General features: G+C 70.6%; 20 protein-coding genes and 2 pseudogenes. 6 read left to right on the plus strand and 16 right to left on the minus strand.

Features of this window, described 5'->3' with window-relative positions:
* Positions 1–76 precede the first annotated feature (76 nt).
* The 7 genes and pseudogenes from E1202_RS06875 to E1202_RS32775 all read right to left on the minus strand — a co-directional run bounded on the left by E1202_RS06875 (position 77) and on the right by E1202_RS32775 (position 8,326).
* The gene (locus E1202_RS06875; RefSeq protein WP_132681720.1) at positions 77–2,632 is read right to left on the minus strand and encodes a PIG-L family deacetylase; all 2,556 of its coding nucleotides are present in this window, start codon (positions 2,630–2,632) and stop codon (positions 77–79) included.
* On the minus strand, positions 2,629–4,863 hold the full coding sequence (locus tag E1202_RS06880) for a hypothetical protein (RefSeq protein WP_132681721.1): 2,235 nt from the start codon (positions 4,861–4,863) through the stop codon (positions 2,629–2,631). The genes E1202_RS06875 and E1202_RS06880 overlap by 4 nt, the downstream gene beginning before the upstream one ends.
* Complete coding sequence (locus E1202_RS06885) at positions 4,860–5,291, minus strand: GtrA family protein (protein WP_235877803.1); 432 nt, start codon at positions 5,289–5,291, stop codon at positions 4,860–4,862. Before E1202_RS06885 ends, E1202_RS06880 begins: the two co-directional genes overlap by 4 nt.
* Positions 5,279–6,310, minus strand: a complete 1,032-nt coding sequence (locus tag E1202_RS06890) for a glycosyltransferase family 2 protein (protein WP_408006096.1) — start codon at positions 6,308–6,310, stop codon at positions 5,279–5,281. Before E1202_RS06890 ends, E1202_RS06885 begins: the two co-directional genes overlap by 13 nt.
* Positions 6,311–6,864: 554 nt before the next feature.
* The gene (locus E1202_RS06895; RefSeq protein WP_132681723.1) at positions 6,865–7,047 is read right to left on the minus strand and encodes a hypothetical protein; all 183 of its coding nucleotides are present in this window, start codon (positions 7,045–7,047) and stop codon (positions 6,865–6,867) included.
* A 232-nt stretch (positions 7,048–7,279) separates the two neighbouring features.
* Positions 7,280–7,656, minus strand: a pseudogene (locus E1202_RS06900) (PH domain-containing protein).
* 145 nt (positions 7,657–7,801) lie between these two features.
* Positions 7,802–8,326, minus strand: coding sequence for a hypothetical protein (locus E1202_RS32775; protein ID WP_328590954.1), 525 nt, complete (start codon positions 8,324–8,326; stop codon positions 7,802–7,804).
* A 444-nt stretch (positions 8,327–8,770) separates the two neighbouring features.
* On the opposite strand from E1202_RS32775, the gene E1202_RS06910 reads away from it, so the two are divergent.
* Together E1202_RS06910 and E1202_RS06915 are read left to right on the plus strand one after the other, a co-directional pair.
* Positions 8,771–9,112 carry a hypothetical protein gene (locus tag E1202_RS06910; RefSeq protein ID WP_132681724.1) on the plus strand — a complete coding sequence of 114 codons (342 nt, stop codon included), beginning with the start codon at positions 8,771–8,773 and terminating at the stop codon, positions 9,110–9,112.
* Between the two features lie 187 nt (positions 9,113–9,299).
* Positions 9,300–11,351 carry an AAA domain-containing protein gene (locus E1202_RS06915; RefSeq protein ID WP_165943760.1) on the plus strand — a complete coding sequence of 684 codons (2,052 nt, stop codon included), beginning with the start codon at positions 9,300–9,302 and terminating at the stop codon, positions 11,349–11,351.
* A 66-nt stretch (positions 11,352–11,417) separates the two neighbouring features.
* Here E1202_RS06915 and E1202_RS06920 read toward each other — a convergent pair whose 3' ends face one another.
* The 4 genes and pseudogenes from E1202_RS06920 to E1202_RS06935 all read right to left on the minus strand — a co-directional run.
* Positions 11,418–12,242 (minus strand): fumarylacetoacetate hydrolase family protein, encoded by an 825-nt coding sequence (locus tag E1202_RS06920; protein WP_328590955.1) that lies wholly within the window; start codon positions 12,240–12,242, stop codon positions 11,418–11,420.
* An 11-nt stretch (positions 12,243–12,253) separates the two neighbouring features.
* On the minus strand, positions 12,254–14,029 hold the full coding sequence (gcl, locus tag E1202_RS06925; protein WP_132681727.1) for a glyoxylate carboligase: 1,776 nt from the start codon (positions 14,027–14,029) through the stop codon (positions 12,254–12,256).
* A gap of 24 nt (positions 14,030–14,053) precedes the next feature.
* Positions 14,054–15,127 (minus strand): 2-hydroxy-3-oxopropionate reductase, encoded by a 1,074-nt coding sequence (locus E1202_RS06930; protein ID WP_328590963.1) that lies wholly within the window; start codon positions 15,125–15,127, stop codon positions 14,054–14,056.
* Positions 15,024–15,779 (minus strand): annotated as a pseudogene (locus E1202_RS06935) (hydroxypyruvate isomerase family protein); the annotation flags it as partial. The gene E1202_RS06930 and the pseudogene E1202_RS06935, both read right to left, overlap by 104 nt.
* Positions 15,780–15,909: 130 nt before the next feature.
* Between E1202_RS06935 and E1202_RS06940 the strand changes: the two are divergent.
* Positions 15,910–16,596 carry a RibD family protein gene (locus E1202_RS06940; RefSeq protein ID WP_132681730.1) on the plus strand — a complete coding sequence of 229 codons (687 nt, stop codon included), beginning with the start codon at positions 15,910–15,912 and terminating at the stop codon, positions 16,594–16,596.
* Here the strand turns inward: E1202_RS06940 and E1202_RS06945 are convergent.
* Positions 16,577–17,257, minus strand: a complete 681-nt coding sequence (locus tag E1202_RS06945) for a CDP-alcohol phosphatidyltransferase family protein (protein ID WP_132681731.1) — start codon at positions 17,255–17,257, stop codon at positions 16,577–16,579. The two genes, E1202_RS06940 and E1202_RS06945, sit on opposite strands and share 20 nt — an antisense overlap.
* 27 nt (positions 17,258–17,284) lie before the next feature.
* On the opposite strand from E1202_RS06945, the gene E1202_RS06950 reads away from it, so the two are divergent.
* The gene (locus E1202_RS06950; protein ID WP_132681732.1) at positions 17,285–18,256 is read left to right on the plus strand and encodes a zinc-dependent alcohol dehydrogenase; all 972 of its coding nucleotides are present in this window, start codon (positions 17,285–17,287) and stop codon (positions 18,254–18,256) included.
* Positions 18,243–18,932, plus strand: a complete 690-nt coding sequence (locus E1202_RS06955; RefSeq protein WP_132681733.1) for a creatininase family protein — start codon at positions 18,243–18,245, stop codon at positions 18,930–18,932. Before E1202_RS06950 ends, E1202_RS06955 begins: the two co-directional genes overlap by 14 nt.
* On the opposite strand, the gene E1202_RS06960 is transcribed toward E1202_RS06955, so the two are convergent.
* Both E1202_RS06960 and E1202_RS06965 read right to left on the minus strand, forming a co-directional pair.
* The gene (locus E1202_RS06960) at positions 18,858–19,796 is read right to left on the minus strand and encodes a lysylphosphatidylglycerol synthase transmembrane domain-containing protein (RefSeq protein ID WP_235877804.1); all 939 of its coding nucleotides are present in this window, start codon (positions 19,794–19,796) and stop codon (positions 18,858–18,860) included. The genes E1202_RS06955 and E1202_RS06960 overlap by 75 nt on opposite strands.
* Positions 19,793–20,566, minus strand: coding sequence for a methyltransferase domain-containing protein (locus E1202_RS06965; RefSeq protein WP_132681734.1), 774 nt, complete (start codon positions 20,564–20,566; stop codon positions 19,793–19,795). The genes E1202_RS06960 and E1202_RS06965 overlap by 4 nt, the downstream gene beginning before the upstream one ends.
* Positions 20,567–20,682: 116 nt before the next feature.
* On the opposite strand from E1202_RS06965, the gene E1202_RS06970 reads away from it, so the two are divergent.
* A complete protein-coding gene (locus E1202_RS06970; RefSeq protein ID WP_235877806.1) occupies positions 20,683–21,978 on the plus strand; it encodes an RNA-guided endonuclease InsQ/TnpB family protein in 1,296 nt (431 codons plus the stop codon).
* Here E1202_RS06970 and E1202_RS06975 read toward each other — a convergent pair.
* Together E1202_RS06975 and E1202_RS06980 are read right to left on the minus strand one after the other, a co-directional pair.
* Complete coding sequence (locus E1202_RS06975) at positions 21,912–22,907, minus strand: glycosyltransferase family 4 protein (protein ID WP_132681735.1); 996 nt, start codon at positions 22,905–22,907, stop codon at positions 21,912–21,914. The genes E1202_RS06970 and E1202_RS06975 overlap by 67 nt on opposite strands.
* On the minus strand, positions 22,904–23,302 hold the full coding sequence (locus E1202_RS06980) for a 6-pyruvoyl trahydropterin synthase family protein (protein ID WP_132681736.1): 399 nt from the start codon (positions 23,300–23,302) through the stop codon (positions 22,904–22,906). The genes E1202_RS06975 and E1202_RS06980 overlap by 4 nt, the downstream gene beginning before the upstream one ends.
* Positions 23,303–23,343: the final 41 nt, after the last annotated feature.

Here is a 23,343-nt window from a genome sequence, read left to right on the forward strand (position 1 = left end):
GCGGGAGGTTGGAGCGCGCACACCGGCCCTTTCTGTCGTTGACGCAGCCTTACAACTGTTGTCAACGATGTAAAGGTCAGGAGGTGACGCCCAACCCCGGAACGAGATGCCGGTGCAGGTAGGCGCGCAGCTTCGAGTCCGAGCGCGATCGCTCGCTCTCGAACTGCACGAGCGACACCAGCCACCTCAAGCAGGTCTCGGCGATCTCCTCCAGCTCGTCCTCCAGCTCCGGCTGGAACTCCAGCAGTGGCAGCAGGAACGAGCGCGACAGCTCCAGGGCGCCCGGGCCGACCGCGTTGCCGTCGAACAGGATCGTGCCGTGCTGCGGGAACGCGATCGGCGCCAGCGCGGGGCTGCTGCGGAACTCCGAGCGCGCCGCGACCATGACCTCCACGACGTAGTCGGCGGCCGACGACGCCTCCTCGCGCGCCCGCTCTATCACGCGCGAGATCACCTGGACGGCAGCGGCTTCCAGCGCCTCGGCGGCGAGCTGGTCCAGGGTTCCGAAGTGCGCGTAGATCGTCGGACGGGACAGGCCCGAGAGCCGGGCGACCGAGCTGATCGAAAGGCCCTCGTAGCCCGCGGTCGCCATCCGCTGGATCGCCGCGTCGACGATCCTGGTGTGCACATCCATCGGGGTAGTATCCGACGCCCGGATGCGCCGGCAACGCCCGGCCGATCCGGATCGCCGGTCAGTCCGTCCCCGCAGCCGAAACCGGGGGCGCGACCACCCGGGACGCCATCCCGCGAACCTGAGACCGCCGGGGCCCTGCGCACCGGTGTTGACCACCAGCCCGCCGTCGAAACCCAGCCCTACGAGGGTGATGTCGCCGTTGGGCTCGACGATCGCGGCGGGGTGATCGGTGACCGATCCGCCCACATCGACCCATCCAGCTCCGGCCCGATCCGCGACGTGGACGTTCCCAGCTCCGTCACGAGCGACCCGGACCAGGTCCGCGACGCCGTGCGAGCCCGGTCCGGCCGCGACCGGATCACCGATCCCACCGGTGCCGGGCGACGACACCGGCCCGTCCCGCCAGCCCTGCGGGGTCAACGTCCGCTCGACCAGCTCGCCGCCTCGGTCGGTGCGCACGAGCAGCCGGATCAGCCCGTCGCGAGCGCGCTCGGTCACCGGAGCGCCCGCCGGCCGGGCCGGGCCGATCGGCACCGCTTCGGCACGCGCGTCTCCGGTGCGCGGGACCTCCCAGTGCAGCACCTGTTCACGCGTGGTGGCGAACACGTGCACCACGCCGCCACCGCCGGGGACGATCGAGACGCCGTCCTGGACGCCGGTGCCACCGAGATCGGACCACGGTTGCCACCTCTGGCTCGCCGACGAGAGCTCCCTGCGGATGCTGACCCCACCGGCGGCGTTCTTGACCGCCAGCACGATCCGGCCATCGGAGTCAACGGTGGTGGCGGGAAGACCGTTCTGGACCGGGTCGGCCGCGCCGGGGGCGTCCACCACTTCCCAACGCCGGGGCCAGATACCCGACCTCTTCTGCCGCAGGACCACGATTCGCGCGCCGTCCTCGCTCTGTGCCACCAGCACCGGCTGCTCCCGTTCCCCTCCCAGCAACGTGACGTGCGGGCGGAGCGGTTCCGGCAGCGGCATCAGCTCGGGCCCGTTCCAGACGCCCTGCGGAGTGCGCGTCCAGCGCGCGAGGCCGTGCGCTCGTACCGAGAACGCCCGCACCACACCATCTTCGCCCCGGGCTGCCCACCGCCCTCCTCGCGGCCACCGGTAGGCGCTGTTGTCGCTCCAACTCCGGTAGATGCCGCCCTTGGCGAGCACGTCGTGAGCCGCGTACGCGGCGAACGCCTCGCGGGTCATGCCCTTGTCCTCATCGGACAGCGCCGAGGGGGTGTCGGCCACGTTGTAGTCGCGGTAGGTCAGCACCATCGGCGAGAAGGCGCGCGGCCGGTGCGCGGCGAGCGCCTCCTTCGCCAGCGCCGCGCCGGCGACGTGATCCGGGTGGTTGTGCACCCCGATCCAGTTGGACTGGTAGCGCCTGTCGGGCTGGTCGTCCTGCAGGCGCACCACGGTGGGCTGGAACGCGTCCAGCAACGCGGTGATGGACTCGACCACCGCACGCCGGTCGAACAGCTGCGGGTGCGGCACGGCGGCACCCGCCGGAACCGTCGTGGTGACGGTGAGCGCGGGATCGTGCCGCAGCCTGGACAACGCGTGTCGCCCCTGCTGCGGGTTGGCGTCTTCGGGCAGGTTCAGGAAGACCAGCCTGACGTCGGGATCGGCGCGCAGCGTGTCGACCTCGGCCAGGCGCCCGTGCCCCACCGGCATCGTGCCGCGCAGCCACTCGTTGGGCTTGCGGACCATCTGCGCGTAGGCGGCCCGGGTGCCTTCCTGCCTCGCCGCGCTGTAGCCCGCCTGGTCCGGCACGGCCGCTTCGCCCGCGGTGAGGTAGATGCCCGTCGTGGGACGTCCGCTGCGCAGGCCCTCGGCCAGGTCGGGGTTCATGAACAGCAGGTCGTCGTCGGGGTGCGCGGTCACCTGCGCGTGGTGCGCCTGCGGGGGCGGCTCGGGCCCGGCCGGGTCGCGCGGCGGCGGCGCCCCGCAGGTCGCCAGGAGCACGAGCACCGCCGCGATGCCGAATGCGATCTTCCTGCTCATCGAGGTGCTCCGGCGGACTCCCGGCGACGCGCGGTGGCCTGCTGGATCCCGACGCCCGCGGCGAGCAGCGCGCCGCCCGCCGCGGACGCGAGCCCCAGGCGCATGCTCGGCGGCACCCAGGTGAGTTCCAACCGCCCCGGCCCGGGCGGCCCGGGCGGCAATGCGACTTCCAGCAGGCCGGCGGGCCCGGCGTGAGCGGGAACCTCGGAGCCGTTCCAGGTCGCGGTGTAGCCGGGCCAGGCCATCCTCGCGAAGACCAACCGCCCGGCCCCTCCCCCGGTTCGGCGGACGTCGACCCCTTCGGTGCGCGGCCCGTCGGAGACGTCGGAGACCACTCGCAGGTGCGGCGACGCCCAGCTGAGGTGTCCCGTTCCGGCCGAGGCCGGTTCATCCCGCCGCAGGACGCTGACCCGGGAGTTCCGCTCGACGAGGTGCCAGCCCTCCGGCACGACCGGCCGCGGAACGCTCTTGTGCTGGACGACGACCGTGTCCAGCAGCAGGAGGTCCGCGAGCCGGACGTCCGCGCCGGACGGGGGGCGCCACAGCGCGTCGTAGGCCGCCGGGCACGACGATCCGTCGTAGCGCAGGCACAGCACGTCGACGAACTCGCGGAAACCGATCCCGGTGTACGAGCCGAGATGGTCCACATCGGACAGCAGGAAGGCGTTGCCCACGGCCATGTCGCGCCACATCTCCCGCGATTCCTCACCCGGCCCCGGCTCGTTGAGCGCGGTGTCGGCGATCTGCAGCACACGCCCCTCGTACCGGTCGGCGTAGCTCTCCCGCATCTGCTTCGGAGAACTCGGGAAGTAGTAGTGCAAGTCGGCGCCACCACCGATGAACCACAGGCACTGCGCGCCGAACGTGAGCGCGGTGCCCACCTGCAGCACCGCGACCAGCGGCCTGGTCCCGCGCGCGCGGTAGAGCGCCAGCCCCGCGGTGATCAGCAGTCCGATCAGGAGCGCGATGAGCACCGCGCGGCGCAGCGTCACCAGATCCGGACTGCGCTCGGCGGTGAAGTACACCGCCAACAGCAGGAAGACCGCCGTGGCAGCCGCACGAGCACGCGGGCGATCCAGCCGGAGCCCGGCGGCCAGCACCACGGCCAGCAGCACGGCCAGGGCGAGGTAGCCGTAGTGGACCACCCGCAGCGGCCAGCGGAACATCCACACCTCGGACGGCCCGAGGACGACCAGCAAGTACACGACCGCGATCACCAAGGGGCCGGCGAGCTCGCGCGAACGCCTGCGCAACACCGACCAGTCGCACCAGAACGCCAGCGGGACCGCGAACCAGCAGAAGTACACCGCGGGCACACCCACATCGGGAACGGCAGGGACGTAGGTCGGCATGCTGAGGTTGAGCAGATCGTCCAGGTGCGGCGCGAGCGCTCCGCTGTTGTCGACGCCGCCCGAGGTGGTGCGCCAGGTCATGTGGGCGGTGCGCACCAGTGGCAGGTACACCAGCGGCACGACCGCCGCGAGCGCCGCCGAGACCAGCACGAGCCGGCTGACCGCCGCCCATCGCCGCTGCGATCCGGCCTCGACCAGCAGGGCCGCGAGGACCACGCACACACCGAGCAGGACGTAGGGGTTTCCCGCGGTCACCGCGAGCGCTCCGAGCAGGAAGGCCCAGAAGGCGTTGCTGCGACCGCGCACCATGCGGCGCGCGACCAGCCAGACGAACGGAACCCACACGAACGCCAGCAGCGCGGCAGGCCACTTCGCGGCGTCGAAGTGCAGCAGCGATCCGGTCAACGGCAGCGCGGTGGCGAGCGCGCTCGCCGACCACCGAGCGGCTCCGTACTCGCGGCACAGCAGGTAGCAGCCCAGCGCGACCGCCGCGAGCGCGACCGTCCGCACGACGATGCCGGCGACCCCCACGTCCGCGGCGAGCGAAACCCCCACCCACACCACGGCGTTGACCGGGTTCCAGATGCCGAACAGCGTTTCGGCGGCGAGGTTCCCGCCCAGCAGCAGGTCCGGGTCCAGCACCGGCGGCCAGGTCCCGTTCCGCACCTGGTGGCCCAGGTGGTACCACATGGGCAGGATCTGGGTGGCCGAGTCGTCGGCGAAGTAGAACCACCCCGGGCGCAGGACGGGCAGCTGCGCCAGGGCCGCCACGAAGAGGCAGGTGATCAACGGCACCGACACCCGACCGGGAGCGCGCGCGGCGTCGGGTTCGTGGGGCTCCGCGTTCTCGGCCGGAGCGACGGCGACGGCTTGCGTCACGATGCCCTCCCCATCGGCAACGGCTCATCGGGGCCCGGGCGGAGCAGGCGTTTCCGGGAGGTCAGGATCAGGCGGCTCACCAGGTAGGTGGCCGGGGTGGCCACCAGGCCGCCGAGCACGGTCGCCAGCAACGGGTGGATGCCGACCACTTCGACCAGCAGCCACATCGCGGCGGCGCTGAGCCCGAGGTTGACGCAGTTCGACGCCGGGTACAGCAGGTAGGTCCGCAGCCGCGGCCGGACGCGGAAGGTGTACCGGCAGTTGAGCACGTAGGACACCGACATCGCCGCGATCGTGGCGAGCACGTGCGCGACCAGGTATCCGACCAGCAGCCACGTCGCGAGGTAGACCGAGTAGTGCACGACCGTGTTCACGACCCCCACCACCACGAAGCGCGCGAACCTGCCGGATTCGTTCAGTCCGCGCACTGCTGCCCTCCGTTGCCCGTGCCGGGGTCGGCGACCAGCGGGCCGTCGGAGGGGCGCCGGGGCATGATCACCTTCGGGGCGCTGTCGGAACCTTCCTGCGCGGGCAGCATCACCGAGCCACCGGACTCCTTGATGAAGTAGGGCGGGCGGTTCTTCGATTCGAGGTAGATGCGTCCGACGTACTCGCCGACCACGCCCAGCAGCAGCAGCTGCATTCCGCCGAACCCGGTGATGCCCACCATCAGCGTCGCGTATCCCGGAACACCGGGAAAACCGGCCAGCGCGCAGACGATCACGTACACGGCGTAGACGAAGGCCAGCAGCGTGACCAGGCTGCCCAGGTACACTGCCGCGCGGAGTGGCTTGCTGTTGAACGAGACCACGCCGTCGATCCCGTAGTTGACGAGCTTGCCGAGGCTGAAGCAGGACCGGTCGTACTTGCGGGTGACGTTGCGGTACGGAACGGTCGCGGTCTGGAAGCCCACCCAGGCGAACAGGCCCTTGGAGAACCGGTTGCTCTCCGGCATGGCCAGCATCGCGTCGACCGCCCGGCGGGAGAGCACCCGGAAGTCGCCCACCCCGTCCTCGAGCTGGACGTCCGCGAGCTTGTTCACCCCAATGTAGTACAGCTTCGACAGCAGTGACCTAACACGCGGTTCCCCGTGCCGGTCGCGGCGCGCGACGACCTGGTCGTGGCCGGAATCGAGCAGCTTGAGCATGTCCGCGATCAGCCACGCCGGGTGCTGCAGATCGGCGTCCATGATCAGAACTCGGTCGCCGGTCGCCTCGCGAATCCCGGCGAGCATGGCCCCCTCCTTGCCGAAGTTGCGGCTCAACGACAGGTACCGGTACCGCGGGTCCAGGCTGCTCAGCCGTCGGGCCTCCTCGAGCGTGCCGTCGGTGCTGCCGTCGTCGACGAGCACGACCTCGTACCGACTCACGAGCGCGGGAAGCACAGCGTTGAGCTCATCGCGGAGCTCCTTCAAACCGCGCTCCTCGTTGAAGCACGGAATCACCACAGAAAGATCCATAATCGCACTCGCGCAAGATAGGAAAATCAGGAAAACGTCCGTTCGGAAAAAATCGATCAACCAAGCCGCGCGATTAAGACGGCGCGACAGAGGGGTAGAATGATCTCACCGACAAGCTCGGACCCGCGAGTCGGATTTCTCGCGATCCGTTCCCGATCTCAACCAGGCCGCGCGTTCTCCTCGCGGATCCGTTGCAGCGGTGAATCCTCCGCCTTCCGGAGCCGGCATGCTGCACCCTCCAAGATCGTTGCTGCCAGACGAACACAACTGGCCGCTGCACATCCGACAGCTCGCTCTCTGCCGAGCCGACAGCGATGCGGTTCGCAGAAGAAATCACATTTCGCATTTCGATCACATGTGATCGACGGTAGATCAAATGTATCCAGACCGCACGGCCCGGTGCACACGCTCACTCCATGGCGTGGCTCCAGACGGCCCGTGCTTCCACATCGCAATCCTCATCGACGCTGGATAGGCGAATGCGGAGCAATTCCGACGCAGCGGCCGAATCACGACGCATCGCCGAACCCGACGCCCGAGGCTCAGACCTTGCCGTAGGTGCAGGTCCCGGCCGCGAACGCACCGCGCACGACCAAGCGGTCCTCGCGGAGCAGTTCGCCGTCGACGGTGACCCGCCGAACCTCCGCAAAAGAGAAGCGGCGTAGAAGCACTTCTTGGGCAGGCGTTCCGATGCTGCGTGAAGATCCGGGGTCTTCGATTCGCACAGCGGGCTCACTGTAAGCGGCCTCGGACCCGGCCAGAGCCCCGCGGAGACACCAAGGCTGACCACCGCTCATCGCCCGGGTCCAGAACAGCCGCCCTTCGGTTCGACGACCAGGACCTTCGGATTCCATTCGCGGTACGCGAGCGCTACTCGCACCGGCCATGCCGGCACCGGTCACGAGGACGTCGACTTCGTCGGAACAGTCCAGAAGATCGGCGGCCAGACCCGGTGGATCAGCGGGCGACGAACGTGCTGAGCAGGGCCTGCACCTCGTAGACGTCGACGCCCTTGCCGAACTGCTGCGAGACCGGCTCGGCGGTGCTGGAGATCCAGATCTTGAGCTCGGCGTCGAGGTCGAAAGTGCCTGCGGTCTCGACGGAGAAGTGGGTGATGCTGCGGTAGGGGATCGAGTGGTACTCGGTCTTCCGGCCGGTCACGCCTTGCTTGTCGATGAGGATCAGGCGCCGATCGGTGAAGATCAGCGAGTCCCGGATCAGCTGGTAGGCGGCGTGGATCTGCTCGTCCTGCGCAGCAGCCGCCCGAACTCCTTCGCCGCCGCCCGGGGATCGATCCCCGAGGCGTTGCCCATCATCCCGCCGAACAGACCCATGCCCCGCTCCTCACCGACGATCTCTTCCCCCGCCACCGTACCGAAACCCCGCGGGGCCGAACCGAGCCGCGGGCGCACGTGCGAACGCCGGCCGGCCCGCGGACATCCGCAGACCGGCCGGCGCCGTCGAGAGGCTCGAGAGTCCCTAGCCGGTGACCGCCACGTGGCCTTCGGTCACCTCGGGCGCCGGGGCCGTGGGCAGCTCTTCGGCGACGTCCTCGACCTCGTCGGAGTCCGACGGCGGCTGGTGCGCCGGGGGCTTCTCGTGGTCGGGCTTCTCCGGGTGGTCCGGCTTCTCCGGGTGGTCCGGCTTCTCAGGCTTCTCCGGGTGGTCCGGGTGGTCCGGGTGGTCCGGGTGGTCCGGGTGGTCCGGCTTCTCAGGCTTCTCCGGGTGGTCCGGGTGGTCCGGCTTCTCCGGCTTCTCCGGGTGGTCGACGATCGGTGCGTTCACGCACTCGACGTCCTGCGGAGAGGCGATCGGCGCCACCACGCCCAGCACCGCGACGTTGTTGCCGCACAGCTGAACCGGCAGCACGCTGAGGTTGTTGTCGTTACCGATGTTGACACCGTCGTTGTCGGTGCTGTCGGCGGACGCCGGCGCTCCGATCAGCATTCCGGCGCCCATGGCGAGAACCGCTGTCCAGTAGGCGGTTCCACGGAAGGTGCGCACCGCTACCCCACTTTCTCCAGTGGACAACGCCCGAAAACGGGCCACGTCTCCACGTACGGACTGAGATCAATTGCGGAGCGAACGCTAGACCTGCCCCAGGGCCACCGCCATACGAGCGAAACGGCGCCGGAGACCGCGATGTTCCCCCTGACCTGCGACTTTGCCGAAAAAGCGGTCAAAACACCCAGCGGGCCATCCACTTGATCACCCGTTGGAGCTTCGTTGATCACCCGGACGAGCGATGGAGATCGGCGTTGAAAAGGCGGGTCGCGACCACACCGTCGCTCCCCCCGACTCGCGGACGGAGCGAAAGGCGCCCGGGAGTTCACCGGCCCGCCCTCCGCACCCCGCTTGGCCCGGTCGGGGGATCTTGGGCCATTCGCCTCCGGCGCCGATGCCGCTTTCCTAGCATCGCCTTCCGCCGCCGACAGACCTGGGGGAAGCGTGATCGATCCGCGCCGCGAAGCGGTCCTGATCCTCAAGCGGGACGGGCAGTTCGAGGACAAGACCTCCGAGGTCACCGCGTACCGGACCGGCGAAGACCGGACCACCGTCACCTTCCGAGGAGGCAGGAGCTACCCCTACGGCACCGACAAGGTCCGCATCCTGCGCGACCCCTCGGTCACCGCGCTCGACGCGGACGCGCGGGTCGAGGTCGACGGAGTCGTGTGGAGCAGCGCCCGCGAGATCCTGACCTTCCGCCCTCCGGAACCCCGGCGTGGTGCCGGGTTCGCTACTCGGTGCGGGGAGCGGACCGGTTCCGCGGCTACCCGGCCGAGCGGGTGAAGGTCGTGACCAACACCGCCCGGACCGCGGGCGCCGCGCGGATCATCGACTACTGGCGTCAGACCATCTCCCGCCTGCCCGACGACGAACCGCTGGCGCAGAAGGCGCACCACTTCGACTTCGTCTCCTCCGAGAGCGCGCTGAGCCGGTACCTGGCCGGATCACCGATCGAGTCCACGCCCTGCTCGTGTCGTTCACCAACTCCGCGGTGGACAACGTGCGCGAGAAGCTCGACGAAGCCGGGTTCGGCCACGTCCTGGCGAACCTGGGATCTCGCGAGAAGCAGCGCGGGTTCTTCGCCGACCAGCAGGAGCGCAACGCGCGCGTCCAGGCCTTCGCGGCGCACGTTCCCCCACCTCCCGAACCCGAGGCGCTCGGCGACGTCGACGAACGGCTGCGCGGGCTTCAAGCCGACGAGCGCGCCCGCGCCGAACTGCGCTCCGAGCTCAGCGCTCACGAGCTGGAGCTGCAGCACTTCGAACAACACCTGCGAGGATCGGAACTCCCCGAGCTGGAACGGCTTCCGCTGCTGGGGCGACCGTCCGCGCGCATCCTCGACTACCTCGCGGAGAGCGAGCTGGAGCAGCTGGGCGCCCAGCCGGGCGTGATCCGCAGGATCTGGAAGTACTTCAGGTACGGGTCGCTCCGCGGCCTCGACCCGGGTGACACCGACGTCGTGCTGCGCTCGCAGCGCGCCTACTACGACAAGCGGATCGCCGAGCTCCGCGCCGACATCGCGCGGCTGGACGCGAAGCTGGCTCGCGCGGATTTCGAGGGCCTGGCCGAGGAGCACCGCGAGCTGTCGCTGCGGTTCCTGCGCGCGCGGCTCGGTGAGCGCTACCGCAGCCGTTCGCGGACGACCCACCAGGCCGAGAAGTACCGGATGAGCAGGGATTTCAAGGACTTCCTCCGCGACTACCCCGCGGTGCTGAGCACCTGCCACTCGCTGCACACGAGCCTCGCCGACGGGCACCTGCTCGACTACCTCATCATCGACGAGGCCTCGCAGGTCCACCCGTTGCTGGCCGGGCTGGCGATGGCCTGCTGCCGCAACCTCGTCGTGGTCGGCGACCAGCACCAGCTGCCACCCATCCCGCCCGAACCGGCGAAGGAGCTCGCGGCGCCCGAACCCGCGCACCACTGCGGCGAGCGCAGCGTCCTGACCTCGCTGATGGAGATCTACGGCGACGAGCTGCCGCGCACCTTGCTGCGCGAGCACTACCGGTGCCAGCCGCCGATCATCGGGTTCTGCAACAAGAAGTTCTACGGCGGCGAGCTCATCACCTACACCGGGCAGCACGTCCGGCGGCCGATGACCGTGGTGCGCACGGCCGAGGGCAACCACATGCGCGAGCACGCCGAAGGCGGTCGTTCGAACCGGCGCGAGATCGACGGCGTCGAGCAGGAGGTGATCCCGCGGTACTGCGGCGGCGTGGCCGGTTCCGACATCGGGATCACCACCCCCTACCGGCGTCAGGCGAACAAGGCCGGTGACGCGCTGGACGTGGCGGGGTCCGCGACGGTCCACAAGTTCCAAGGGCGGCAGAAGAAGGTCGTCATCATGTCCACGGTCCTGGACGAGACCTGGCGCGGCAGAACGGGTCTGACGTTCGTCGACCAGCGCAACCTGATCAACGTGGCGGTCTCGCGGGCGGTCGAGCGGTTCGTCCTGGTCACCAACAACGCCATGATGCCCACGAGCCGCCACATCAAGGACCTCGTCGGCCACATCCGGTACCAGAACCCCGACGGCGAGGTCGTCGACAGCGCCGTGATCTCGGTGTTCGACCTGCTCTACAGCCGCTACTCGGACCGGTTGAGAGCCTTGGCCGACCGGATCCGCCCGGTCACCGATCACCGGTCCGAGGACATCGCCTGGACCGTGCTGCACGACGTCCTCGCCGAGGCGCCCTACGCGCACCTGACCGTCGTCACGCAGGTGCTGCTCAAGAACCTGTTCCCCGAGACCGCGGACCTCACCGACAGGCAGCGGCAGTACGTCGAGCGCCGGGCGTCGGTCGACTTCGTCCTCTACAACCGCGTGACGAACGAACCTGTCCTGGCCGTCGAGGTCGACGGCTTCGCGTTCCACGAGAACGAGCCCGCGCAACGAGAGCGGGATGAGACCAAGGACCAGATCTTCCGCACCCGCCGGCTGCCGCTGCTGCGGCTTCCCACGACCGGCAGCGGCGAGCCGGACCGGATTCGCGCCGCGCTGGACGCGGCGGAATCAGGCTGAGGGCCCGGGTTCTCCCGGGGCGGGAGGATCGCGCCCGGCAGTGCGCTCGCCTCCCGCCCCGGGCCCCTATCCCCGCACCGCGGTGCGCTGGCGCCCGAGGTGCTGGACCTCGATGTCGACCACGTCGCGGGGACGGAGGTACGGACGCGGCTCCGGGTGCAGAGCCGCGACCCCGGCCGGGGTTCCGGTGAGGACCAGATCCCCCGGGTGCAGCGTCATCAGGCCGCTGAGGTGCGACAGCAGCTCAGCGACGCCGAAGACCATGTCGGCCGTGCTGCCCCGCTGACGATCGGTCCCGTTCACCCGCAGGTCCAGGCGCAGGGCCTGCGGGTCGGGGATCTCGTCGGCGGTGACCAGCCACGGGCCCAGCGGGCTGAAGGTGTCGTGGCACTTGCCGCGCACCCACGTCGGCCCGCTCTTGAGGTGCGCCCGCTCGGTGACGTCGTTGGCCGCGACGTAGCCGGCCACCGAGCGCAGCGCCTCCGCCGGGTCCGGGCAGGAGCGCAGCCGGGTGCCGAGCACGACACCCAGCTCCACCTCCCAGTCGGTGTGCGCGCTGCCGGGCGGCAGCACGATCTCGTCGTTCGGACCGGTGATCCCGCTGCTGGGCTTGAGGAACACGATCGGCTCGGCCGGGGGTTCGGCACCCGCGGCCGCGGCGTGGCAGCGGTAGTTCAGGCCGATGCCCACGACCTTGCCCGGTGTGGCGATCGGCGGGCCGAAGCGCGTCGCGGGCAGTTCCGGAAGCGCCTCGCGACCGGCGTCGATGGCCGCGAGGCGTTCGCGATCGGCCAGCAGGTCCCCGTCGATGTCGTGGGCGAACCCGGACACGTCGCGGACCAGGCCCGCAGCGTCCAACACCCCCGGCCGCTCGGCACCGGGTTCGCCCACCCTGACCAGTCTCACGACCGGCCCGCTACCGCGGTCGGAGCGTCGGCGCCGGACTCCGCCAGCGCCTCGAACTCGTTGACCGCATCGATCTCGGTGCCCATCGACACGTTGGTGACCCGCTCGACCACGACCTCCACCACCACCGGGACCCGGTGCTCGGCGACGAGCTTCTTGGCCTGCTCCAGCGCGTCGAAGATGCCCTCGGACTCGAACACCCGCAGCGCCTTGCAGCCGAGCCCTTCGACGACCTTGACGTGGTCGACGCCGTAGCCGGCGAGCTCCGGCGCGTTGATGTTGTCGAAGGACAGCTGCACGCAGTAGTCCATGTCGAACCCGCGCTGCGCCTGCCGGATCAGCCCGAGGTAGGCGTTGTTGATCAGCACGTGGACGAACGGGATGTTGAACTGCGCGCCGACCGCCAGCTCCTCCACCAGGAACTGGAAGTCGTAGTCGCCCGAGACCGCGACCACCGTGGACTCCGGGTCGGCGGTGGCCACGCCGAGGGCGGCGGGCACCGTCCAGCCCAGCGGTCCGGCCTGACCCGCGTTGATCCAGTGCCTCGGCCGGTAGACGTGCAGCATCTGCGCGGCCTGGATCTGCGAGAGCCCGATCGTGGAGACGTAGCGGGTGTCGGGTCCGAACGCGCGGTTCATCTCCTGGTACACCCGTTGCGGCTTGATCGGCGCCACGTCGAAGTCGGTCTTGCGCAGCAGCTCCGCCTTGCGGTCCTGGCACTCCCGGGCCCACGCGCCACGATCGGCGAGCCTGCCCGTCTGCCGCCATTCGCGCGCGACCTCGACGAAGACCTCCAGCGCGGCCCGGGCGTCGGACACGATGCCGTAGTCCGGCGCGAAGACCCGTCCGATCTGGGTGGGTTCGACGTCGACGTGGACGAACGTCCGCCCCTCGCGGTAGGTGTCGAGACCCCCGGTGTGCCGGTTGGCCCAGCGGTTGCCGATGCCGAGCACGAAGTCCGACGCGAGCATCGTGGCGTTGCCGTAGCGGTGCGCGGTCTGCAGTCCGACCATGCCGGCCGCCAGGGGGTGGTCGTCGGGGATCGTGCCCCAGCCCATCAGCGTGGGCACGACGGGAACGCCCAGCGTCTCGGCGAACTCCACCAGCAAGTTCGAGGCGTCGGCGTTGATGACGCCGCCACCGGCGACGATCAGCGGCCGCTCCGCGGAGTTGAGCATCTCCAGCGCGTGCTCGACCTGCGCCCGGGTCGCGGCCGGTGTGGCGACCGGCAGCGGCTCGTAGGTGTCGATGTCGAACTCGATCTCCGCCAGCTGCACGTCCAGCGGCAGGTCGAGCAGCACCGGCCCCGGTCTGCCCGACCGCATCACCTGGAACGCCTTCTGGAACGCGCCCGGGACCTGGGCCGGTTCCAGCACGGTCACCGCCCACTTGGTGACGGGCTGGGCCACCGACTGGATGTCGACCGCTTGGAAGTCCTCCTTGTGCAGCTTGGCGACCGGCGCCTGGCCGGTGATGGCCAGGATCGGGATCGAGTCGGCCGAAGCGGAGTACAGCCCGGTGATCATGTCGGTGCCCGCCGGCCCCGAGGTGCCGACGCAGACGCCGATGTTGCCCGCTTCGGTCCGCGTGTAGCCCTCGGCCATGTGCGAGGCGGCCTCGACGTGGCGGGCGAGCACGTGGCGGATGCCGCCGTGCTTCTTCATGGCGCTGTAGAACGGGTTGATCGCGGCGCCGGGGAGCCCGAAGGTCTGCGTGGCGCCCTCCTTCTCCAGGATGAGGGCGGCGGCGTCGACGGTGCGCATGCGCGTCATGTTCGTCCTCGTTTCGGCTGGTGGTCAGGTGTCGCTGAGACCGGAGAGTCGTTCGACGCCGCGCAGCAGCGCGGAGTGGTCGAGCCCGCCGTCACCGTTGGCGCGCGCGGAGGCCATCAGCTGCGCGAGCAGCGAGCCCAGCGGCACGACCGCACCGGATTCGCGGGCGGCGGCGGTGACGATGCCCAGGTCCTTGTGGTGCAGGTCGATGCGGAAACCGGGGGCGAAGCTGCGGTCGAGCATGTTGCGCCGCTTCTGCTCCAGCACCGCCGACCCGGCGAGCCCGCCGCCGAGGACCTCCAGCGCGGCTTCGGTGTCCACGCCGTAGGACTCGACGAACACCACGGCTTCCGCCAGCGCCTGGATGTTGGAGGCCACGATCAGCTGGTTGGCGGCCTTGACGGTCTGACCCGCACCGCTCGGCCCGACGTGCACGACGGTCTTGCCGACGTGGTCGAAGACCTCCACCGCGGCGGCGAAGTCCGCCTCGGACCCACCGACCATGATGGACAGCGCCGCGTTCTTCGCACCGGCCTCACCACCGGAGACGGGGGCGTCGAGCAGCCGGAAGCCCTTCTCGGCGGCCGTGCCCGCGAGCTCGATGGTCACGTCCGGGCGGATGCTGGAGAAGTCGATGATCAGCGCGTCGGGCTTGGCGTTGGCGAAGACCCCGCCCTCACCGGTGAGGACGTCGCGCACGTCGGGGCTGTCGGGGACCATCACGCAGACGATCTCGGCGCCCGCGACGGCCTCGGCGATCGAGGCGGCCGAGCTCCCGCCCGCCGCCTTGAGCGGTCCGTACTTGTCGGGCGTGAGGTTGTAACCGGTCACGTCGTGGCCGGCGTTGGCGAGGTGCACGGCCATGGGGCTGCCCATGACGCCCAGGCCGATGAACGCGATCGAGCTCATTGCTTGCTTCCTCCTCGGATCTCTTGGTTCAGCTGCGGCGTTCGCGCGGGAGCCAGTCGAAGGGGCCCGCCTGGCCGCCGGCCTTGTACTCCAGGCCGACCCAGCCGCGGTAGCCGCCGCGTTCGAGCGCGGCGAGCTGCTGCTGCAGCGGCAGCTCGCCCGTGCCGGGTTCGTTGCGACCCGGGTGATCGGCGATCTGCACGTGCGCGATGCGCCCGATGTGGTCGGCGATGACCTGGTCCACGTCGTCGCCGTTGACCGCCAGGTGGTAGAGGTCGGCGAGCAGCCCGAGGTTGGTCGCCCCGGCCTCGGCCTGCACCCGGTCGATGACCGCCAGCGCGTCGGCGGCGGTGCGCAGCGGGTAGGGCTGCGGCCCGCTGACCGGCTCGACCAGCACCGTTCCTCCGATGCGGGCGGCGGACTTCGCGGCGAGCGCGAGGTTCTCCACGGCCAGGGCGTCCTGCTCCTCGGCGGTGGCGTCGTCGACGCGGTTGCCGTAGAGGGCGTTGAAGGCGGTGCAGCCCAGGCGTTCGCCGATCTCGACGGTGACCTCGACGTTGTCGCGGAACTCCTGGCTGCGCGCGGGCCACGAGACGAGCCCGCGATCACCGCCGGGCATGTTCCCGGCGAAGAAGTTGAGCCCCACCAACCGCACTCCCGCGTCCTCGACGGCGCGGACGAAGGCGTCGACGTCGCGCTGCGCGGGCACCGCGGTGTCGAACGGCCACCAGAACTCGACGGCGTCGAAGCCGGCTTCCTTCGCGGCGGCCGGTCGCTCCAGCAGCGGCAGGTCGGTGAGCAGGATCGAGCAGTTGACCTCGTAGGGCAGTGCGTGACTCATCGCGACCGTCCTAATTCCGTATCGTGGATCTTAGTTTCCGTTCCACAGAATAGTGGCGGCCATCACCGGCTCTTGTCAACACTTTGTTTAAGGGAGCCGAGTCCGATCACGACTGGGTACGGTGGCGGACGTGGCGCGCCCGTACGTTCTGCTCAGCGTCGCCGTCAGCGCGGACGGCTTCATCGACGACGTCGACCCGCAGCGGTTCCCGCTGTCCAACGCGGCCGACTTCGACCACGTCGACCAGGTGCGCGCCGAGTCCGACGCGATCCTGCTGGGCGCGGGCACGGTGCGCCGGGACGACCCGCGACTGCTGGTCCGCAGCACCGACCGGTGCGCCGAGCGGACCGCGCGCGGCCTGCCGGAGCACCCGCTGAAGGTCGTCGTGTCCGGCAGCGGCGACCTCGACCCCGCGTTGCAGGTGTGGCAGGGCGGCGGCGGCAAGCTCGTCTGCACCACCGACGAGGGCGCGCGCACAGCGCGCGATCGCGTGGGCGATCTTGCCGAAATCACTTCCCTGGGAACGGTAATCGACTTCGCCGCGCTCCTCGACCACCTCGCCGGGTGGGGCGTCGAGCGACTCATGGTCGAGGGCGGGACCCGCATCCACACCGAGTTCCTCAAAGCCGGTCTGGCGGACGAGGTCCGGATGGCGATCGCGCCGATGCTCATCGGACAGGCGCGCGCCCCGAGATTCCTCAACCCGGACGACTTTCCCGGCGGTCCGGCACGCCGCTTCCACCTCGAAGAGGTGACCCGACTCGGCGATGTCGCCGTGCTGCGCTACTTCCCGAAGATCACGTCCGAGAACGGCTGAGCCACAGCACGTCTCGACCGAACGACCACACCAGAGCCAGCATCGAGCAGAAGACCAGCACGCCCGCGTGCGGCACGATCTCCGACGACGCGGCGACGAGCACGATCCCCTGCACCGCGGCCACGGTCTTGCGGGCGAAGCTCGGCGGCAGCTCCCCGCGCAGTCGCGGCAGCACCCACGACGCGGACACGAACAGGTAGCGCATCAGCCCGATCGACAGCACCCAGACCCCGAACGCGACGGCGACGTGCGCGCTGAGCACCAGGAGGAGGAAGGCGTCGACCTCCATGTCCAGCCGCGCCCCGAACGCCGACACCGTGCCGGTGCGCCGGGCCAGCCGGCCGTCGAGGAAATCGCTGATCAGCGCGAGCACGCCGAGGGTGACGATGATCGCGGGCCCCGCCCCGTCGACCACCAGCGCGGCGATCACCGCGGTCAGCGCGGCCCTCACGAGCGTGATGCGGTCGGCCGGCCCGAGGGAGGTCCGGTCGTGCCGGCGCATCGCGCGGCGCAGCAGCACCGGGGTGACGATCGCGCAGCCGATCCCGGCGCCCCAACCGGCCGGCCCCAGGCCGGTGGTCGCGGCGACCGCGCCGAGCGCGCCCACCTGGACGGCCGCCCACGTCAGGTGCTCGGCTGTGTTGCGGTGGAGTTCGATCATCGCCACCCTGGTTCTCGGAGGTCGTCCATGGCAGAGGCCACGCGAGCATTGTGGGTCACCTCGGAGGGCGAGTGCGAGATCAGGCGCGCCGCGCTGCCGGAGCGTTCGCCGGATCAGGTGCTGGTGCGCACCCTGCACTCGGCGATCAGCCGGGGAACCGAAAGCCTCGTGCTGCGCGGGCGAATCCCCGAGTCCCAGCACCAGCGGATGCGGGCGCCGTTCCAGGAGGGCGAGTTCCCGTGGCCGGTCAAGTACGGCTACCTCAACGTCGGCGTGGTCGAAAGCGGGCCTGCCGAGCTGGAGGGCCGCACCGTGTTCTGCCTGCACCCGCACCAGACCCGCTACGTGGTGCCCGCCGACGCGGTCACCGTCGTTCCCCCGCAGGTCCCGCCGGAGCGAGCCGTGCTCGCCGGAACGGTGGAGACCGCGGTCAACGCCGCGTGGGACGCCGCACCGCTGATCGGTGACCGCATCGCGGTCGTCGGTGGCGGGATGGTCGGGTGCGCCGTGGCCGCGATCCTCGCCCGCGTCCCGGGCGTCCGGGCGCAGCTGGTCGACGTCGACCCCGCCCGCGAGACGACCGCGCGCGCCCTCGGCGTCGACTTCGCCACCCCCGAGCACGCCCGCGAGGAGTGCGATCTCGTCGTGCACGCGAGCGGCGATCGGCAGGGCCTGGTGCGCTCGCTGGAACTGCTCGCGCCGGAGGGGCGGGTCGTCGAGCTGAGCTGGTACGGGGACGCGCAGGTGAGCCTGCCGCTGGGCGAGTTCTTCCACTCGCGGCGGCTCACGATCCGCAGCAGCCAGGTCGGGGTGGTCGCGCATCCGCGCCGCGGGTACGCCGAGCGGATGTCGTTGGCGCTGGAGCTCCTCGCCGATCCGTCCTTCGACGCCCTGATCACCGGGGCGAGCCCGTTCGACGACCTGCCCGCACTGCTCTCGGGCGAGCTTCCGGCGCTGTGCCACCGGATTGACTACCGTGCGGGTCATGCTCGTCCGTGACACGACCGACGACGTGCGCGACCGGGGAGCCGAGGTCGCGGTGCTGCCGATCGGCAGCCTCGAGCAGCACGGCTCGCACCTGCCGCTGGTGACCGACACCGTCATCGCCTGCACCATCGCCCGGGAGGTCGCGGCGGCCCACCCCGTGCAGCTGCTGTCGCCGGTGACCATCTCGTGCTCGCAGGAGCACGCCGCCTGGCCGGGAACCGTGAGCATCTCCGCGCGCACGCTGCACCTGGTGGTCACCGACGTGTTCGAGTCGCTGCGCCGCTCGGGCGTGCCGAAGCTGGTGCTGATCAACGGCCACGGCGGCAACTACGTGCTGTCCAACGTCGTCCAGGAGGCCGGCGGGGACATGGCGCTGTTCCCGGCGGCGCACGACTGGGACGAGGCCAGGGTGGCCGCCGGCGTCGAGACGCCGGCGCGCAGCGACATGCACGCGGGCGAGGTGGAGACCTCGATCCTGCTGCACGCCCACCCCGATCTGGTGCGGCCCGGTTACGAGACGGGTGATCACCTCGCCGACGACCGCAGGCACCTGCTCACGACCGGGCTGCCGCGCTACTCGGAGTCGGGCGTCATCGGCAGTCCGTCGCTGGGCTCAGCCGGCAAGGGCCGAGACCTTCTCGCGGGTCTCGCCGCGGCGTTCGGCGACCACCTGGCGGCGCTTGGCTGAACGGTTGACCAGCACGAGCACGCCCGGCAGCGCGGCGATCACCGCCAGCACCCCGTAGGCCACCGACGTCGCCAGGCCCTGCGCCGGGTCCCACCCGGTGGCGGCGAAGGCGACCGCCAGGAACGCTTCCCGCGGTCCCCAACCACCGACGTTGATCGGCAGCGCCATCACCAGCAGCGCGAGCACCAGCAGCGGCAGCAGGGTCGAGACCGGAACGTCCGCGCCTGCGACCCGCGCGGCGACCAGGAACAGCACCAGGTGCCCGGCGACGGTCGCGAACGAGGAGACCGCCACGGGCCTCACGGCCCGCCGGGTCAGCACCCCGCGACGCGCGTCGCGCCAGAACGTCGCCGCCGCGCGGCGCACCGCCGGGATCAGCAGGCTCAGCCCGGCCACCGCCGCCGCGACGAGAAGCCCCGGAGCGAGCGCGAACGGCAGCGCGGGACCGGTCAGCAGCACGCCGGCCGCGACGATGATGAGGGCGATCTGCCCGGCGAAGCGTTCGAGCACGACGGCGCGAACACCGCCGCCGAGGTCTCCGGAGCGGTGCCCGTGGCTGACCGCGCGGTGCACGTCTCCCAGCACCCCGGCGGGCAGCACGGCGTTGAGCAGCAGCGCGCGGTAGTAGTCGGCGACCGCCGCGCGCAGCGGGAGCCGCAGTCCGAGACCGCGCGCGACCACGCACCAGCGCCACGCGCTGCACACCGTGGTGGCCAACCCGATGCCCAGCGCCGCGAGCGCGGTCGTGACGTCGAGGGCGCGCAGCCCGTCGAGGAAGGCGTCCGTGCCCAGCCGCCACGCCAGCAGCGCGAGGATCCCGGCCGCGACGAGCACGCGCAGCCAGGGCCACAGCCGGCGGATCACGCCCGCTCCCCCGGTATCGCGAGGAGGTCGGCGTGGTGGACCAGGACCCGCAGGTCACCGGATCGCCGCCGCAGGTAGTCGGGTGCCGCTGCCGCCAGCTCGGGTTCCTGCTCGCAGGCCGCCCCGACCCAGCCGCGCAGCCACTCCTCGGCCAGCGGACCGGGACCGAGTCGCCAGGGGCTCGGACGGGTGAGCACCCGCGCGCCCAGGGCCTCGAACGCCGCGACGGCGGCGGGCACCGCGTCGGGTCCGAGCAGGTGGCGGCGTTGGTGCCGGTTGAACGCCGCTTCGAAGCGCGCGTCCAGCGGCTCCGGCGGTGCGAACTCGACGCGCCCGACGACGGTGAGGGTCAGCAGGGCCGGGCAGCGGGCCTCGACGCAGGCGGCGGCCAGCGAGCGGACCTCGTCCTCGGTGAGCACGTCGAGCAGCGCGGAGGCGGTGACCAGCGACGTTCCGGCCAGGTCCGTCGCGCGCAGTCCGGCGAGCTCGGCTCGCCGGGTTTCGACGGTGATCCCCTCGGTCGCCAGGGCGGCTTCGGCGAGCGCGAGCAGTCGCGGGTCGCGGTCGTGCAGGACCCAGTGCTGCGGGCGGTCGAGCCGCCCGGCCAGCCACCGTCCCATCGACCCCGTGCCGCACCCCAGGTCGTGGATCACCAGCGGGGAGCCCGGCAGCGACTCGCCCAGCGGTCCCAGCAGGCCGGCCGCGCGGGCCTCGGCATCAGCGCGTTCGCGGAGCGCCAGCCACTCCGGGGCGAAACCGGCGGCGGTCATCGGAAATCCAATCGGCGGAAACCCCCGCCTTCGGGCGAGGGAGGAACCGATCCCGAGTGCCCTTTGGCGACCACCCAAGAACGGTTCTTACAGGTTGCCTTGATACCTTGTGAGACTTGAGTGGGACGCAGGTGAAGCGGGCGTTTAAATACCGTTTCTATCCCACGGAGGAGCAGGCGGCAGAGCTGTCTCGCACCTTCGGTTGCGCCCGGAAGGTCTACAACCTCGCCCTCGATGCGCGGACCCGCGCGTGGTTCACCGAACAACGCGGGGTGAACTACAACGAAACGTCCGCGATGCTCACCGCGTGGAAGAAGTCTGAGGACTTGGCGTTCCTGGGCGAGGTGTCGAGCGTTCCGCTTCAGCAGACGTTGCGGCATCTGCAGGGCGCGTTCACTGCGTTTTTCGACAAGCGCGCGAAGTATCCGCGTTTCAAGTCCCGTAAGAAGTCTCGTGCTTCGGCGGAGTACACCCGGTCCGCGTTCAAGTGGCGCGACGGTCAGCTGACGTTGGCGAAGATGCGGGAACCACTCAACATCGTCCGGTCCCGACCGTTGCCGGAAGGCGCGGAGCCGTCGACGGTCACGGTGTCGCGGGACAGCGCGGACCGGTGGTTCGTGTCGATCCTCGTCGAAACATCGGTCAACCACCACACGCCCACCGATCAGGCGGTGGGTGTGGACGCCGATATCACTTCGCTGGCCACCTTGTCGACTGGCGAGAAGATCACCAACCCCAAGCACTCCGACCGGGAACGCGCACGCCTGGCCAAAGCCCAGCGGGTTCTTGGCCGCAAGGAGAAGGGCAGCAACAACCGGGCCAAGGCCCGGCTCAAGGTCGCCCGCGTTCAGGCGAAGATCGCCGACCGCAGGCGGGACCACCTGCACAAGGTCACCACTCGACTCGTCCGCGAAAACCAAACGGTCGTGATCGAAGACCTGTCCGTGCGCAACATGGTGAACAACCGCCGTCTCTCCCGCGCGATCAGTGACGCGTCGTGGGCCGAGATGCGGTCGATGCTCGAGTACAAGTGCGCCTGGTACGGCCGGGACCTGGTCGTGATCGACCGCTGGTTCCCCTCGTCCAAGACGTGCTCGGAGTGCGGCAAGCTCACCGAGAGCATGCAGCTCAGCGTCCGCGAATGGACGTGTGACGGCTGCGGAGCCCGGCATGACCGGGACATCAACGCAGCTAAGAACATCTTGGCCGCCGGGCTGGCGGTGACAGCCTGTGGAGCTGGTGTAAGACCTCAACGGGAGACCTCCCGAACGGGGCGACCGGCAACGAAGCAGGAACTATCCGACGTGAGCCGGATGGAATCCCCCGCCTTTAGGCGAGGGAGCAGTCAAGCTTCCAGGCTAGTCAGCGCGGCGGCCAGCTGCCGCGCGGTCGACTCCCAGGTAGGCAGCTGATCGCGGCGGCGCAGCGCCGACTCGCGGAGCCGGGACCGGAAGTCCGGGTCGCCGGACCAGCGCCGCAGCGCGTCGGCGAGGGCCGCGGTATCCCCGGGCGGCAGGAGCAGGCCGCCGTCGCCGAGCGCGTCCGGGACGGCGCTGGCGATCACCGGGATGCCGCGTGCCAGGCCTTCGGTGACGGCCATGCCGTAGGTCTCGGCGAGTGAGGGCTGCACGAGCAGGTCGGCGGAGGCGTAGGCGTCGGCGAGCTCCGCACCGTGCAGCGGACCGCGCCAGCGGACCCGCTCGTGGTGTTCCAGCAGCCGCCGCACGCGGTCGGGATCGCGGGCCGGGCCGACGAAGTCGCAGGTCAGAGGGAGCCCCGAGAGGGCTTCGAGCAGCAGCCCGTGCCCTTTGCGCGGTGTCAGCGCAGCGACGCACAGCAGTCGTGACACCCCGTCGGTTCCGGGCGCGAGCGCGGCGGGTTCGGTGCCCGGCGCCGCGGTGCGCAGGCGGTGGGGACCGTGGTGGCGGGCGAGCCGCTGCGCGGTCTGCGGGCTCGTGGCGATGACGAGGTCGGCCGCGCGCAGGGCCGCGCGCTCGGTGGCGTCGAGCCGCGCGGCGGTCGCCGGATCGAGCCCGGTCTCGTCGGCCAGCGGCAGGTGCACCAGGACCGCCGTGCGCAGCCGGTCGGCGTGCGCGCCGACGATCTCGGGAACGCCGCAGGCCACGATCCCGTCGAGCAGCACCGCTCCCCGGTCCGGCACCGCTGCGAGCACCTCGGCCAACTGCTCGCGCGCGTCGTCACCGGGCTGCGGCCAGGTTCCCGCGAGCGCCGTCGCTCGCACGTCGAAGCCCAGCGCCGCCAGACCCGCCGTGGCGTGGCGGTCGTAGACGTTGCCGCCACTGGGCCGGTCGTCGGCGGGGACGACGAAGTCGAGTCTCACAGCGCGCGTTCGTACCCGGCCCAGGCCACGTGCGATTCGTGCAGCGCGACGCGCAGACCGTTGAGCCCGCGCGCGGATGCGCCGAGAGCTCCCTCGTGGACGCGGTCGGCGATCCGATCGGCGATGACCTTCGCCAGGAACTCCGTCGAGGTGTTGACCCCGGCGAACTCCGGCTCCTCGTCGAGGTTGCGGTAGTTCAGCCCGGCGAGCACCTCGCCGAGCTGGTCGGTGGCGCGTCCGATGTCGACGACGATGTTGTCGGCGTCCAGCTCCTCGCGGGTGAACGTCGCGTCCACCACGAACGTCGCGCCGTGCAGGCGTTGTGCGGGACCGAAGACCTCGCCCCGGAAGCTGTGGGCGATCATCACGTGGTCACGAACCGTGACGGTGAACAAGGTGACCTCCGGTGGTCTGCCGGTTACTGTCGAGACTTCGA

Origin of the sequence: Saccharopolyspora karakumensis, assembly GCF_004349225.1 — a bacterium.
Taxonomy (GTDB): Bacteria; Actinomycetota; Actinomycetes; order Mycobacteriales; family Pseudonocardiaceae; genus Saccharopolyspora; species Saccharopolyspora endophytica.